Origin of the sequence: Microbacterium azadirachtae (assembly GCF_025583665.1) — a bacterium.
Classification (GTDB): Bacteria; Actinomycetota; Actinomycetes; order Actinomycetales; family Microbacteriaceae; genus Microbacterium; species Microbacterium azadirachtae.
Map to the genome: position 1 here is coordinate 2,196,972 of NZ_CP099706.1, position 13,607 is coordinate 2,210,578.

The 13,607-nt window shown below is 70.4% G+C and carries 14 protein-coding genes; 5 read left to right on the plus strand and 9 right to left on the minus strand.

Going from position 1 to position 13,607, the window contains the following annotated elements; translation table 11 throughout:
* Positions 1 to 186: 186 nt before the first annotated feature.
* Entirely contained in the window at positions 187 to 456 is a 270-nt protein-coding gene (gene rpsO, locus NFX31_RS10515; protein ID WP_045251768.1) for a 30S ribosomal protein S15, read from the minus strand.
* A gap of 217 nt (positions 457 to 673) precedes the next feature.
* Here rpsO and NFX31_RS10520 point away from each other — a divergent pair, with 217 nt between their 5' ends.
* Entirely contained in the window at positions 674 to 1,909 is a 1,236-nt protein-coding gene (locus tag NFX31_RS10520; RefSeq protein WP_420847437.1) for an MFS transporter, read from the plus strand.
* A gap of 32 nt (positions 1,910 to 1,941) precedes the next feature.
* On the opposite strand, the gene NFX31_RS10525 is transcribed toward NFX31_RS10520, so the two are convergent.
* Positions 1,942 to 2,436, minus strand: a complete 495-nt coding sequence (locus NFX31_RS10525) for a carboxymuconolactone decarboxylase family protein (protein ID WP_262955668.1) — start codon at positions 2,434 to 2,436, stop codon at positions 1,942 to 1,944.
* Positions 2,437 to 2,520: 84 nt separating this feature from the next.
* On the opposite strand from NFX31_RS10525, the gene NFX31_RS10530 reads away from it, so the two are divergent.
* Complete coding sequence (locus tag NFX31_RS10530) at positions 2,521 to 3,393, plus strand: sigma-70 family RNA polymerase sigma factor (RefSeq protein ID WP_262955669.1); 873 nt, start codon at positions 2,521 to 2,523, stop codon at positions 3,391 to 3,393.
* Positions 3,394 to 3,449: 56 nt separating this feature from the next.
* Entirely contained in the window at positions 3,450 to 4,343 is an 894-nt protein-coding gene (locus NFX31_RS10535) for a DNA-3-methyladenine glycosylase family protein (RefSeq protein WP_262955670.1), read from the plus strand.
* A gap of 87 nt (positions 4,344 to 4,430) precedes the next feature.
* On the opposite strand, the gene NFX31_RS10540 is transcribed toward NFX31_RS10535, so the two are convergent.
* Together NFX31_RS10540 and NFX31_RS10545 are read right to left on the minus strand one after the other, a co-directional pair.
* A complete protein-coding gene (locus tag NFX31_RS10540) occupies positions 4,431 to 4,979 on the minus strand; it encodes a YceI family protein (RefSeq protein WP_045251765.1) in 549 nt (182 codons plus the stop codon).
* A 162-nt stretch (positions 4,980 to 5,141) separates the two neighbouring features.
* Positions 5,142 to 5,510, minus strand: a complete 369-nt coding sequence (locus NFX31_RS10545) for an FKBP-type peptidyl-prolyl cis-trans isomerase (protein ID WP_045251764.1) — start codon at positions 5,508 to 5,510, stop codon at positions 5,142 to 5,144.
* A gap of 284 nt (positions 5,511 to 5,794) precedes the next feature.
* On the opposite strand from NFX31_RS10545, the gene NFX31_RS10550 reads away from it, so the two are divergent.
* Positions 5,795 to 6,466, plus strand: coding sequence for a RodZ family helix-turn-helix domain-containing protein (locus NFX31_RS10550; RefSeq protein ID WP_262955671.1), 672 nt, complete (start codon positions 5,795 to 5,797; stop codon positions 6,464 to 6,466).
* 6 nt (positions 6,467 to 6,472) lie between these two features.
* Here the strand turns inward: NFX31_RS10550 and NFX31_RS10555 are convergent, their stop codons facing one another.
* Positions 6,473 to 7,816 carry a PrsW family intramembrane metalloprotease gene (locus NFX31_RS10555; RefSeq protein ID WP_262955672.1) on the minus strand — a complete coding sequence of 448 codons (1,344 nt, stop codon included), beginning with the start codon at positions 7,814 to 7,816 and terminating at the stop codon, positions 6,473 to 6,475.
* Between the two features lie 59 nt (positions 7,817 to 7,875).
* Between NFX31_RS10555 and NFX31_RS10560 the strand changes: the two genes are divergently transcribed.
* Positions 7,876 to 8,745 carry a fumarylacetoacetate hydrolase family protein gene (locus tag NFX31_RS10560; RefSeq protein ID WP_045251762.1) on the plus strand — a complete coding sequence of 290 codons (870 nt, stop codon included), beginning with the start codon at positions 7,876 to 7,878 and terminating at the stop codon, positions 8,743 to 8,745.
* Between the two features lie 18 nt (positions 8,746 to 8,763).
* Here NFX31_RS10560 and NFX31_RS10565 read toward each other — a convergent pair whose 3' ends face one another.
* Genes NFX31_RS10565 through NFX31_RS10580 form a run of 4 tightly spaced genes read right to left on the minus strand, consistent with a single transcriptional unit; the run spans position 8,764 to position 13,607 of the window.
* The gene (locus NFX31_RS10565) at positions 8,764 to 9,879 is read right to left on the minus strand and encodes a LacI family DNA-binding transcriptional regulator (RefSeq protein WP_045251761.1); all 1,116 of its coding nucleotides are present in this window, start codon (positions 9,877 to 9,879) and stop codon (positions 8,764 to 8,766) included.
* 39 nt (positions 9,880 to 9,918) lie between these two features.
* Positions 9,919 to 11,757, minus strand: a complete 1,839-nt coding sequence (locus NFX31_RS10570; protein WP_262955673.1) for a glycoside hydrolase family 3 protein — start codon at positions 11,755 to 11,757, stop codon at positions 9,919 to 9,921.
* A gap of 23 nt (positions 11,758 to 11,780) precedes the next feature.
* Entirely contained in the window at positions 11,781 to 12,644 is an 864-nt protein-coding gene (locus tag NFX31_RS10575; RefSeq protein ID WP_091477339.1) for a carbohydrate ABC transporter permease, read from the minus strand.
* Positions 12,645 to 12,647: 3 nt separating this feature from the next.
* Positions 12,648 to 13,607: a carbohydrate ABC transporter permease gene (locus NFX31_RS10580; RefSeq protein ID WP_082072441.1), complete on the minus strand. Its 960-nt coding sequence runs from the start codon at positions 13,605 to 13,607 to the stop codon at positions 12,648 to 12,650.

A 13,607-nucleotide genomic window follows, 5' to 3' on the forward strand; every position in this document is an offset into this window, starting at 1 on the left:
AGCACCGCTCGGGGTTCGCGGCACCGGGCAAAGATCGAGGCCCGCCCCACACCGTGGGACGGGCCTCGCAAGAATGTTTCGCGCGATTGTACGCGGCTGCGCTGCTGCTTAGCGGCGGAGCCCCAGACGCTCTGCTTCGATACGCTCCCTCCGGTCGCTCCTCAGCAACCGGGAGGCGTCTGCGTCTTATCGACGCAGACCGAGCCGCTCGATGAGCGAGCGGTAACGCTCGATGTCGACGTCCTGGAGGTAGCCGAGCAGACGACGGCGCTGACCGACGAGCAGGAACAGGCCACGACGCGAGTGGTGGTCGTGCTTGTGCTCCTTGAGGTGCTCGGTGAGGTCCTTGATGCGCTGCGTCAGCATCGCAACCTGCACCTCGGGGGATCCGGTGTCACCGGGGTGCGTCGCGTACTCTTCGATGATCGCCTTCTTGACGTCTGCATCCAGTGCCATAGGTGATCCCCTTCCTCTTTGCTGCGCGGTGCCCGACGCCTGATGCGTGGGCTCTCTTTATCCGCGGCCGATCGAACGGCAACCGCACAAGTCTATCAGCACCGGAAGCCCCCGCGCGCCCGGGCCGGATCCGGGGTCCTCACCGCGCCGATACGCTCGACGAGTGAGTCATCTGATCGACCTGAGCCCCTTCCGGCAGAGCCCGGCATTCGCCCGGATGTGGATCGGATCCACGCTCAGCGGCATCGGCGGTCAGCTCACGGTGGTCACGGTGATGCTGCACGTGTTCGCGCTCACGCACAGCACGTTCGCGGTCTCCATGATCGCGGTGGCCGGGCTCGTGCCCATGATCCTCGCGGGCCTGTACGGCGGGATGCTCGCCGACGCCTTCGACCGCCGCCGGGTGGCCCTGATCGCCGCGGTCGTCACGTTCGCCGCCACCGCCCTGCTCGCGACCCTCACCTGGACCCATGCCGAGACGATCTGGTGGCTGTACGCGCTGAGCATGATCATCGCGGCCGCCAACTCGGTGGGCATGGCCACGCGCACGGCGATCGTCCCCCGGCTGCTCCCCCGCGAGATGCTCGCGCCCGCCTCCGCGCTCAACGGCGTCGCCTTCGGGATGACCGTGATGGCGGGTCCCGCTCTCGCCGGACTCCTCGTGGCGCTGACCGGCTACGGCTGGACCTACACGATCGACGTGATCCTGATGCTGTCGATGTTCCTCGGCCTGTGGACGCTGCCCGCGCTCAAGCCGGAGGGTGAGATCGTGCGTCCGGGACTCGCCTCGCTGGTCGACGGGTGGCGCTTCGTACGGCGCGCCGGGAACATCCGCATGCAGTACGTCCTCGACATCTGCGCGATGACGTTCGGCCAGCCGCTGGCCCTGTTCCCCGCGCTCGGCACGGTGATCCTCGGCGGCGGGGCGGTCACCACCGGCCTACTGACCGCGGCCGTCGCCGTCGGCACGTTCCTGTGCAGCCTGTTCTCCGGACGCATCGTGCACTACCGCTGGCACGGGCGCGGCATCGCCCGTGCGGTGCAGGCCTACGGCGCGTCGATCGCGGTGTTCGGCGTCGTGCTGGTCTGCGGCGTCCTGCGTCAGGGCGGCTCTGCGGCGACGGCGTCCTCGCCCGACGTGGTGCTGATCGTGCTCGCGTGCATCGCGCTGGCCCTGTCGGGCGCGTCCGACAACGTGAGCTCGATCTACCGCAACACGATGATGCAGGCCGCGGTCCCCGATGCGATGCGCGGGCGCCTGCAGGGCGTCTTCATCATCGTCGTCGCGGGCGGCCCCCGTCTGGGCGCCCTCTATGCCGGCGCGCTCGCCTCGCTCACCGCGCTCTGGTTCCCGCCCCTGCTCGGCGGTCTCCTCGTGATCGCCCTGGTCGCGGTGCTCGTGCGCCTCACCCCGCGCTTCCGCGCCTACGACGCCCTGGATCCGCAGCCCTGACCTCGGAACGAGCCGCGGATCCGGCGCGACGGTCAGCGCTGTCCGGCAGGCTGACGGATCGCCACGTTGATGCGGTTCCACACGTTGATCGTGCCGATCGCGAGGATCAGCGCCGAGAGCTGGCGTCTGTCGAAGTGCTCCGACACCTCGTGCCACAGCTCGTCCGGCACCGGGTCGGCGGAGTCGGCGATGCGGGTGAGCGCCTCGGTGAAGGCGAGCGCCGCCCGTTCGGACGCGGTGAACAGCGGCGCTTCGCGCCAGGCGGCCACGCCGAACACCTTCTCGTCGCTCGCACCGTCCGCGCGCATCTCCTTGGCGTGCTCGATCGTGCACCAGCTGCAGCCGTTGATCTGGCTCGCACGCAGATGCACGAGGTGGAGCAGCGCCTCCGGAAGCTCCGTCGACGCCGCCACGGCGCTGAGCGCGGTGAGCGCGTCGAAGCCGCCTTCGAGCAGGAACGCCGGGTGCGGCATCCGCGCCTTGATCGCGACGGCGGCCGTGGTGTCGATGGTCTGGTCGATGGTCATGTCAGACTCTTCCCGTTCTCGGTGTCATGACCGCGCCGAGCGACGCGGTCACTCTGATGACACGCGGGCCGGAGGAGATGTGACATGACGGATCAGGATTCGCTCGCGCTGCTGTTCGAGCAGCATCGTCCTCGGCTGCGGCGGATCGCCGAGCGCATGCTCGGATCGGCGTCCGAGTCGGATGACGCCGTGCAGGACGTGTGGCTCCGTGCATCGGCGGCCGGCGTCGACGACGTGCAGAACATCGGGGGCTGGCTGACGACCATCACCTCGCGCGCGTGCCTGAACATCCTGCGCGCCCGGGCAGCGCGCGGCGAGATCCCCCTGGACGACGACGGGGGCGACCCGGTCGTGGAGCCGGAGCCGCGCACTCCGGATCCGCTCACGCAGGCGCAGCGGGAGGATGCGATCAGCGCCGCGCTCACCGCCGTGCACGAGCGTCTCTCCCCCGCCGAGCGCGTCGCGTTCGTGCTGCACGACTCGTTCGACGTCCCGTTCGAGCAGATCGCCGAGCTGCTCGAACGCTCCCCCGAAGCGGTGCGACAGCTCGCGAGTCGCGCGCGCAGGCGGATGCGCTCCGCCGACGTCGCCGGAACCAGGCCCGCCCGCGAGCGTCGTCCGGTCGTGGACGCCTTCTTCGCCGCCGCGCGCGCCGGGGACTTCGACCGCCTCGTGGCGCTGCTCTCCCCCGAGGTCGAGCTCCGGATCGACCAGGGGCTGTCGGCGACGTCGCTCGTCCGCGGCAGCGCGTCGGTGGCGAGCCGTGCCCTCATGTTCGCGATCCCCGACGCTGTGCTCGATCCCGTGCTGATCGACGGGCTCCCGGGCGTCGTGGTCCTGGTCGGCGGGCGGGCGGCGTCGGTCATGGCGTTCGATGTCGACGGCGATCGGATCGCGGCGATCGATGCGTTCGCCGGGCCGGCGCGTGTGGCCGAGCTCACGCTTCCGACCCGCTGACGACGGCGGTCCCGGAAGCGGAGGCGAATGTCCCCGCCCCGGGGCAGAGTGAGGGCATGAGCACCGCCACCCGCACCATCTCGCTGCCCCTCGTGGGGCCGTACGACCTCCGCGAGGTCGCACTCATGGGGTTCGGCCACCGCGACGAGGCGGCCTTCGACGGAGTCATGCGCCTGGCCTTCTGCACCGACGCGCTCGACGCCCAGGTCGGGGTCGAGGTGCGACAGCACGACGGCGCGCTCGCCCTGACCGTGCACGGGGAGGGCGACCTGACCGCGATCGCCGCGCAGGTCGCCCGTGTCGTCTCCGCCGATCACGATGGCGAGGCGTGGGCGGCGGTGTGCGCCGCGGATCCGGTGCTCGCGCGCGTGCACGCGGCCGCACCGGGTTTCCGCCCCTCGAACTTCTACAGCCCCTACGAGGCCGCCGTCTGGGCGGTCCTGTCCGCCCGCCGCGCCCGCAGGCAGGGGATCGCGCTGCGCCAGCGGCTCTCGCAGCAGCACGGAGCGGTCTTCGAGGTCGCCGGCCGCACCGAGGCCGCTCTCCCGCTGCCCGAGCAGCTGCTCGGCGTCGATGCGTTCCCGGGGCTCCCGGCCGACCGGATCCCGCGACTGCATGCGATCGCCCGGGCCGCCCTCGACGGCCGCCTCGACGTGCGACGTCTCGCAGCGATGCCTCCGGCCGACGCGATGCTCGATGTGCAGCAGCTGCCCGGCATCGGCCCCTTCTACAGCGCCCTGATCGTGATCCGCTCCTGCGGTCTCACCGACGTGCTGTCGACCCAGGAGGACCACACGCGCGCCGCCGTCCAGGCCCTCTACGGGCTCGATCACGCTCCCGACGATGCGGAGCTCGCGCGCATCGCGGAGGGCTGGCGTCCGTTCCGCACCTGGGCCGCCGTGTCGCTGCGTGCGGTGGGATCACGGCTCATCGCGCAGAGCGACGCCTGAGACGCGCTGCCTGCAGACGTGCGGCACGACCGTCGAAGGGCGGATGCCGCGCGCTGCAGCATCCGCCCTTCGACGGTCGTCCGGGGCTTACGCCTGGAGCGCGCCCTGCAGGTCGAGCGTGATGGTGACGTCCTTGCCCACGAGCACGCCGCCGGTCTCCAGCGCCGCGTTCCAGGTGAGGCCGAAGTCCTCGCGGTTGATCACGGTCTTCGCCGACGCGCCGGCCTTGTAGTTGCCGTACGGGTCGGCCCCGAAGCCGCCGAAGTCGAGCTCGAAGGTGACCGGCTTGGTGACGCCGTGGATCGTCAGGTCGCCGTCGACGTAGAGCTCGCCGCCCTCGGCGCGCGCACCCGTGGAGACGAAGTCCATCGTCGGGTACTTCTCGACGTCGAAGAAGTCGCCCGAGAGCAGGTGGCCGTCACGACCGGCGTCCCCGGTGCTCAGCGAGGTCACGTCGACGCTCGCCTCGACGCGCGCCTCGAGCGGGTTCTCCGGAGCCACGAGGGTGGCGCTCTTCACGCCGAAGGTGCCGCGCACCTTCGAGATCATCATGTGACGCACGCTGAACGTGACCTCGCTGTGAGCGGGGTCCAGGTTCCAGGTGCCGCTGCGGTAACCGGGGATGTCGATGGTCATGGGTGCTCCTCGTCGGAAGTGTTCGTAGGGGCCGCTCTCGGCGACATGAGAGTCCAACCTACATTCATCTGAATGCATTCCCGGCTCGCAGAACTTTTTCGGAGAGCTGTCGACGACACGACGAAGGCCCCGCCAGACGACGGGGCCTTCGTTCCGATCCGCTCAGCCGACGGCGATGAGATCGATGATGAAGATCAGGGTCTTGCCTCCGAGGAAGTGACCGGATCCGGCGGGTCCGTACGCGAGGTGCGGCGGGATGATCAGCTCACGGCGACCGCCGACCTTCATTCCGGGGATGCCCTCCTGCCAGCCCTGGATCAGGCCGCGCAGCGGGAACTGGATGGTCTCGCCGCGGCCCCACGAGGAGTCGAACTCCTCGCCGGTGTCGTGCTCGACTCCGGCGTAGTGCACGGTCACGGTGTCGCCGGGCTTGGCCTCGTCGCCGGTTCCCTCGATGATGTCGCGGATCACGAGCTCCGTGGGAGCGGGTCCGGTAGGGGCGTCGAACTCGGGCTTGGTGCGCTCAGTCATGCTTCCATCCAACCCGAGCGCGCACAGCGAGGTCAACGCGAGGCACTGCGCCGACGGCGAACACCCGCCGGCTCCGCGGTTTCCCGAAGCGATCCTTGACATCGCCGTACGGCGGGTGCAACCTGTTTTCAGATCAACTCAGCGCCCGGAGGACTTGCAGGCATCGCCGCAGCACCGGGCGCTGAGTCTTGCGATCACCGCATCCGCGCCGCGCACAGAATCCGATGCGGTCCCGTTATATCGGAAGCCACCGGTCGAGTCTCGTCCACCCCTAGATTCATCTCATGCGAGTACTGCGAGCCCCCGCGACCGTCCTCGTCGCGCTTGTCCTCACGTCGTGCGCTGCGGTCACTCCGCCGGCCGCGACGTCGAGCAGCCCGACGACCTCAGCAGTTCCCGCACCCACGCCGTCGTCGACCGCGTCACCGACGGCGGCGGCGATCGCGACCCTGTCGCTGTCGTTGGGCCATCTGGATGCCGCGGACGCCTCAGGGGCCGTGGCCGGGACCGCACGTCTGGATGATGGAGACGCGGTCGTCCAGCTCCTCTCTCGAACACTCGGCGCGCCGGTGTCCCAGGAGCACCATACGGATCCCTGGGACGTCACGACGACGAAATGGGACGGAGTGATCGTCAGCGTCTACGCCGATTCCGCGAAGGCGAGGATCACGTTCCTTGCCGCCGCGTCCGCCGGCGTCTCCCTGCGCAGCGCCATCGGAGTGTCCGTCGGCATGACCAGGGAGGCGACGATCGCCGCCGGTGCGACCCCCACGGCGTCCTTCACCGACACCTCCGGCGCTGTGCATCAGATCCTCGTCTCGGAATCGACGCAGCAGCCCGGGACGAACTCCCTCGTCACTCCGGGAGACGTCGGCTCCGTCTACGTCGAGCACGAGAGCGTCGATGGCACGGTCACCAGGATCGCCGCCCCAGGGGACGACTTCAGCGACCTCTGAGCGGGCTCACAGCGCCAGCAGGGCGTCTCGCGCGGCGTGCGTGCGGTGCAGCAGCGCCTGCTCGTCCTGTGCGGCCAGCGGATCCCGTCCGGTGATGATGCGCTGACGCACGGACGCCAGCGTCGTCGCGTCCTTGATGAACCCGCGCATGATCGGACGGCGGTCGCCGCGGAGTCCACTCGCCCACTGCAGGCCCGCACGGCGCCCGGCGGGCGTGGCCAGCATGGACACCTCCTGGGGCGTGAACCACCCCGCGGCCGCATAGTCGCCGAGGCGGGCGTAGGTGAGCCGGGCCTCCTCCTTGCGCAAGAGGATGACCGCGACGATGAAGCCGATGAACAGCGGCACCTGCAGCACGAAGTAGAGCACGAAGAAGTTGCCGATCATCGACGATCCGTTCCACAGGGCGTGCAGGGCCATGGCCCCGAGGAGGCCGACGGCGCCGAAGCCGAGCGCCCGCGCGGCGGAGGCGCCGCGCCGCGCCGCCAGTCCGATCGCGAAGCCGGTCACCGACGTGAACATCGCGTGCGCGAACGGAGACATGAGCCCGCGCAGCACGAACGTGACGGTCAGATCGGGAGCCCCGCCCTCGATCAGGCTGATCGCGAAGTACTGGATGTTCTCGGTGAAGGCGAAGCCCGCGCCCACGAGCGCGCCGTAGACGATGCCGTCGACGGGACCGTCGAAGGTGCGCCGCGCCATCAGGAAGATCAGGAACACGCCCAGGCCCTTGGCCGACTCCTCGACGATCGGCGCCTGGATCACGGCCGCCAGATCGGAGCTCCGCTCCCCGACCAGCAGCGTGAGCAGCAGGTCGACGAGCAGCGCCAGCCCGATCGAGGCGATCGCGCCCCACGCGATCGCGAACGCGACGAGCGACCGGGGCTCGGGCTCCCAGCGATCGATGAAGAACACGCCGAAGAACACGATCGCGAGCGGCACCAGTGCGAGCACCATGCCGATCATCGACGCCGCGGGGCCGAGCGCCCACACGAAGTACGCGATGAGCCCCAGCAGCACGAAGCCCAGCACGCCGAACGCCCAGACCGAGGCGTGGCGCCCCTTCGCCGACGGGACCGGCAGCGCAGGCACGGCCTGCACCGGAGCCGGCGGCGTGTATGCGTCGTAGGCGACCGCACCGTGATGCTCCGGCCGCTGCGCCAGCACGGAGCCGTACACCGGTGAGATCGGCGTCGACGCCGTCTGCGGGTAGCTCTGCGGCTGGACATACTGCGGCTGCTGCGCGTATTGCGGCTGCGCAGAGGACGGTGTCCCGTGCGAGGTCGGCTGCGCCGACGGTCGCGAGGCCGGGCGCTGCGCGGCAGGATCGCCGTGTCCTCCAAAGCTCATGCCCAAAGCCTAGAGGCTCGCTCGGGCGGGGTCGCGGATGCGCCCGGTAGCGTGGATGCATGCGGTTCGCTCATCTGCGCCGTCCCGAGTCCGACATTCCCGTCCTCGCCGTCATCGACGGCGACGGCGCGACGCTCGTCTCCGATCTCGTGGATCCGGCCCCTGCCACACTCCAGCAGCTCATCGAGGGCGGCGACGACCTCCTCGCCCGGGTCCGCGAGGCCCACGCCGACGGCGATGCCCCGGTGCACCCCCTCGACGGCTTCGGCTTCAGCGCCGCGGTGCTCGCTCCCCCCGTCGTGCTCGCGGTGGGGCTGAACTATGCGGCGCACTCGAGCGAGCTCGGCCTCAAGACCGACACTGCTCCCACGGTGTTCACGCTGTGGCCCAACTCGCTCACCGGGCACGGGCAGACGACGTCGTGGCCGCGGGCGCTGTCCGAGTCGGTCGACTACGAGGCGGAGCTCGGCGTCATCATCGGCGCACCCGCCAAGGACGTCACGGCCGAGGACGCGCTCGACCATGTCTGGGGCTACACGGTGGTCAACGACATCACCGCGCGCGACATCCAGTTCGCCGAGGCGCAGTGGTCGCGGTGCAAATCCTTCGACGGGTTCTCCCCTACCGGCCCCGTGGTCGTGACGGCCGACGAGATCCCGGATCCGCAGGACCTGCACATCTGGACCGTGGTCGACGGCCACCGGGTGCAGGACGCGTCGACCGGGCAGATGGTGCGACCGGTGTCGACCCTGATCGCGCATCTCTCGCGCTCGCTCACCCTGCGTCCGGGCACGCTCATCTCGACCGGCAGCCCCGGCGGAGCCGGATACTCTCGGGACCCGCAGATCTTCCTCCGCGACCGCTCGACCGTCACGGTCGGCATCGACGGCATCGGCGAACTCACGACGCACTGCCGGATCCTGGACTGACGTCCGCCGCCGCGAGGGTCAGCAGCCGCAGCTGCCGCCCACGCGGAGGTCCGTCGCGAGTCTCACGGTGCGCGGAGGCACTGTTCCGTCGCCGGGATCCGTCAGGAGCAGGTGGGCGGCGATGCGTCCCATCAGCTCCATCGGCTGGCGCACCGTCGTGAGCGTCGGCGTCGAGAGCCGACTCGCCATGATGCCGTCGAAGCCCGTCACGAGCACGTCCTGCGGCACGCGGATCCCCTCGCCGCGGAGCACGTCCATCACGCGCAGCGCGGTCTGGTCGCTGCCGCAGACCAGGGCGGCGGGGAGCGTCCCCGCCGCGACCCGCTCACGCAGCACGGGATAGGCGGGCATCCGCTCGAGGTCGGCGTCGTCGAGGGTCTCGGCGCGGGCGCCGCGGATGTCCTGCACCGCGGTGAGGAAGCCCTCACGCCGCTCGTCCAGATCGTCCTCGCCGATGGCCCCGACCCATCCGAACGTCTCGACGCCGTGCACGTCGTGCAGGTGCTGCACGAGCTTCCGCATGCCGCCGGCGTTGTCCACCGTGACGCGGTGTCCGATGCCCGCGCGCTTGCTCAGCTGCACGACCGGGACCCGTGCGGCCACCGCCTCGATCGCCGCGGCCGTCGAACGTCCCGGGAGGATCGCGAGACCGTCCACCCGCCCTGCCGTGTCGGCAAGGTCGGAGACGCCCACGCCTCCGCTGGAGAGGAGCACCGCCGTGCCGTTGCGCTTGCATTCGAGCACGAACCCGCGCTGCACCTCGTCGACGTACAGCGGGAACGTGCGCGGATCGCTCTCCCGCTCGTCCGCGGCGGCGTCCCAGGTCACCGCGTCGGCGTCGAGGTCGAGCTCGTCCAGGTCGACCCGGGCGCTCCCGTCCGCCGAGGGCGACGCCCCGGGCTCCTGGTCGAGCAGCATGTCGAAGAGATGCAGCCCGAGCACCCCGGTGCGCCCGCGAGCGAGGCTCCGCGCGGATCCGCTCGGCACGTAGCCGATCTCACGCGCGGCCTCGAGGACGAGGCGGCGCGTGTCCTCGCGCACCCGGTCGGGCCGGCGGAACGAGAAGGAGACCGTCGCGATCGACACTCCGGCACGCTGCGCCACGTCGTAGACGGTGGGTCGGCTCGACGCCATGAGCACCTCGCTTTCGGAGCGATTCTACTGAGCGGGCGCTCAGCCGATCGTCAGGCCGGTGCCGCGGCGGAAGACCGGATCCTCGGTGCCGTCCGGCATGTCGGCGAACGCCGCCCGCACCGCGTCCATCGAACGCGGGATGTCGACGGGGAGCACGCCGCGCGGCGGTATCCGCCCGGAGAGCGCCGCGAGCAGGGCGGCATCCGAGGTGCCGAACTCGACGGCGATCGCCGCGGCGAACGGCACGAGCGGCGTGAGGATCGCGGGACGGTCGAGGTTCACGACCACCACCAGCGGGCAGTGCGCGGCGATCCGTCGCAGCCGTGCGACGAGGCCCGGCGGGAACTCGAGGGAGCCCTGATGGAACCAGGCCTCCAGGAAGAGGTCGTCCCGCGGCTCGAACGGCGCGCCGATCCGCACCAGCGCGAGCTCCGCCTCCTCGGGAGCCGCGACGCGGTCCCCGTACCCGGCGAGCGCGTCCGTCGCGACGCCCTCGGCGTAGATCCTCGGACGCCCGCCGCGGAACAGCGGCAGCGTGCGGTCCCGGTTCTGCAGCACGGTGACGGACTCGGCCTGAGCACGCTCCCCCTCGGCGCGGAACTCCGCCGCGCCGACGATGCGCTCGGCCTCGTCCTCGTCCACATACGGGTCGTCGAAGAGCCCGAGCCGGAACTTCACGAGCAGGATGCGCCGCGCGGACCGGTCGATCCGCTCCTCCGCGACCGCCCCCTCGGCGAGGAGCTCCTGCAGGAGCTCGACGCACTCCTCGCCGCCGAACTGATCGACACCGGCGTCCAGCAGCCGCAGCAGCCGCTCCCGCGGCGACAGCTCCTCGACGCCCCACGCCCGCGCCGGCAGCACCTGATCCCCGACGTGGTTGTCGTTGATGAGCTCCCAGTCGCTCAGGACGACGCCGTCGTAGCCGAGCTCCTCGCGCAGCAGATCCGTGACGATCTGCCGGCTGTAGCTGAAGCCGACCTCCTCGATCGGCTCCCCGTGGCGCACCAGCCCCACCGGCATCCCGTAGTACGGCATGATCCCCGCCGTGCCGCGACGGATCGCCTCGACGAACGGACGCAGATGCTCCTCGAAGCGCCCGCCGGGGTACACCTGCTCGCGACCGTAGGGGAAGTGCGCGTCCTCGCCGTCCAACTGAGGACCGCCGCCGGGGAAGTGCTTGGTGATGCACGCGACGCTGTCGGGACCGAGCCGCTCCCCCTGGAAGCCCTCCAGATACGCGCCGGTCATCTCGGCGACGCGCTCGGCGTCGTACCCGAACGTCTGCGCCTGGCGCCCCCAGCGCGCCTCGGTCGGGAGGTCGACCTGCGGGTGCAGAGCCATCCTGATCCCCACCGCGCGGTACTCCCTGCCCGCGATCTCGGCGAACCTCCGCACCAGGTCGACGTCGTCCAGCGCGGCGAGCCCCAGGGGCTCGGGCCATTGCGAGAACGGGCCGGCGGCGAAGGCGACGCCCGAGTTCTCCACGAAGGCGTGCCGCGGGTCGGTGCTGATGGTCACCGGGATGCCGTGCGGGCTGCGGGCCGCGAGGGCCTGGAGCCGGTTGTTCCACCGCGCGCCCTCCCGTGCGGTGCGCATGCCGTGCACGTTGAAGTGCGTGAGGTGCTTGCCCAGCACGACCACCGAGGTCGGAGACTTCGAGATGGCACCGGGCTCCTCGCGCAGCTCGCCCTCGTCGCCGATCTCGATGACGGTGTGGAACAGGAGCCCCACCTTCTCCTCGATCGACAGGCGGCCGAGCAGGTCCTCGACCCGCTCCTCGGCGCTCAGCCGAGGATCCTCATACGGATCCATCACTCCGTTGCCGTTGAGGTCGCGGAAGCGCACGCCCTCGTCCGTCGTCCGAAACTCATCCCTCATGGATGTCCCTCTCCCTCGTTGCGTCATTTCAGGCCGGTCGTGGCGACGCCCCGGATGAACCACCGCTGCAGGAAGACGAAGAGCAGCAGGATCGGGGCGATCACGAGCACGGAACCTGCCAGCAGCAGCCCGTAGTCGGTGGCGTTCTGGCCCGTCGAGTACAGCGACAGGGCGACCGGCAGCGTGTACATGTCCTCGGTCTGCGCCGCCACGAGCGGCCACAGGAAGTTGTTCCAGGAGCCCAGGAAGGTCAGGATCCCGAGCGTCGCCAGGGGCGGTCCGCACAGCGGCATGACGACCGAGCGGAAGATCCGCCACTCCCCCGCGCCGTCCAGGCGTGCCGCCTCGAGCAGCGCGTCGGGGATCCCCGCCATGAACTGGCGCATCAGGAACACCCCGAGCGGCGCCGTGATGAACGGCAGGATGAGGGCGGGATAGCTGTTGACCAGCCCCAGCTTGGACACCATCACGAACAGCGGCACGAAGGTCACCACGCCCGGCACCATGAGCGTGACCATGACGGCGCCGAACAGGATCCGCTTGCCGGGGAACTCCATCTTCGCGAGCGCATAGCCGACCATCGAGCAGAACACGAGGTTGCCGAGCACCGTCACGAGCGCCACGATCAGGCTGTTGCCGAAGAAGTGCCAGAAGTCGAGAGGGCCGAACCACTGCGCGTAGTTCTCCCCGGTCGGCGCCTGCGGCCACCAGGTCGGCGGCCGGCGCAGGATCTCGCCCTGCGTCTTGACGGATCCGAGCACCATCCAGACGAACGGGACGAGCCAGATCACCAGCCCGACCGTCAGCACGGCGTAGGAGGTCGCCCGGCCGCTCAGCCGGCGGGCGCGGCGGGGCCGGATCGGGGCTTCTGTATGTGCGAGAGCCATGGGTCAGTCCTTCGAACGCAGCAGGCGGAACTGCAGCAGGCTCACGAGCGCGATCACGAGGAACAGCACGTAGCTGGCCGCGGACGCGAGGCCGTACTCGCCGAAGCCGAACTGCTGGTAGGTGTAGAACGCCACGGACAGCGTCGAGTCCAGGGGGCCGCCCTTGGTCATCACGAAGGACTCCTCGAAGAACTGCAGGTATCCCACCGAGATGAGCACGGCCCCGAGGAGGAGCGTCGGACGCAGCAGCGGCAGGGTGACCGAGACGAGCCGCCGCCACGGCGACGCGCCGTCCATGATCGCCGCCTCCGTGACGTCCTCCGGCACGGCCTGGAGCCCGGCGAGGAAGATGACCATGAGCGTGCCGACGTTGCGCCACACCGCCATGAGGATGAGCGACGGCAGGGCGAAGGCGGGATCGTTCAACCAGTTGGGCCCTGCGATGCCGATCGCCGCGAGCGCAGTGTTGAGCAGGCCGTCCGGCTGCAGGATGTAGCGCCAGACGACGGCGACGGCCACGATGCTGGTGACCACGGGCGCGTAGAACCCGACCCGGAAGAACGCCACCAGACGTCCCTGGCCGCTGTTCAGCGCAAGGGCGAGGGCCAACGCGACGATCATCGTGACGGGGATGCCCACCACCACGAACACCCCCGTGACCCCCAGCGAGGTGAGGAATCGCGGATCGCGGAAGAGCGCGACGTACTGCTGCAGGCCGACGGCGTCCACGGCGAACGGCGAGCCGATGTCGCGGGCGGTGAAGTCGGTGAACGACATCGCGAACGAGCCCACGATCGGCACGATCATGAACACGCCGAAGACCAGGACGAACGGCAGGGCGAAGCCCCACGCGATGAGCGCCCGGCGGCGGCGGGCGGCCGCGAACATGCCGCCGCCCGCCCGGTCGTTCCCGCCGCCGGAGCCCGTCCGGGTTCCGGCGGCGGGGAGGACGGTGGACGTCAT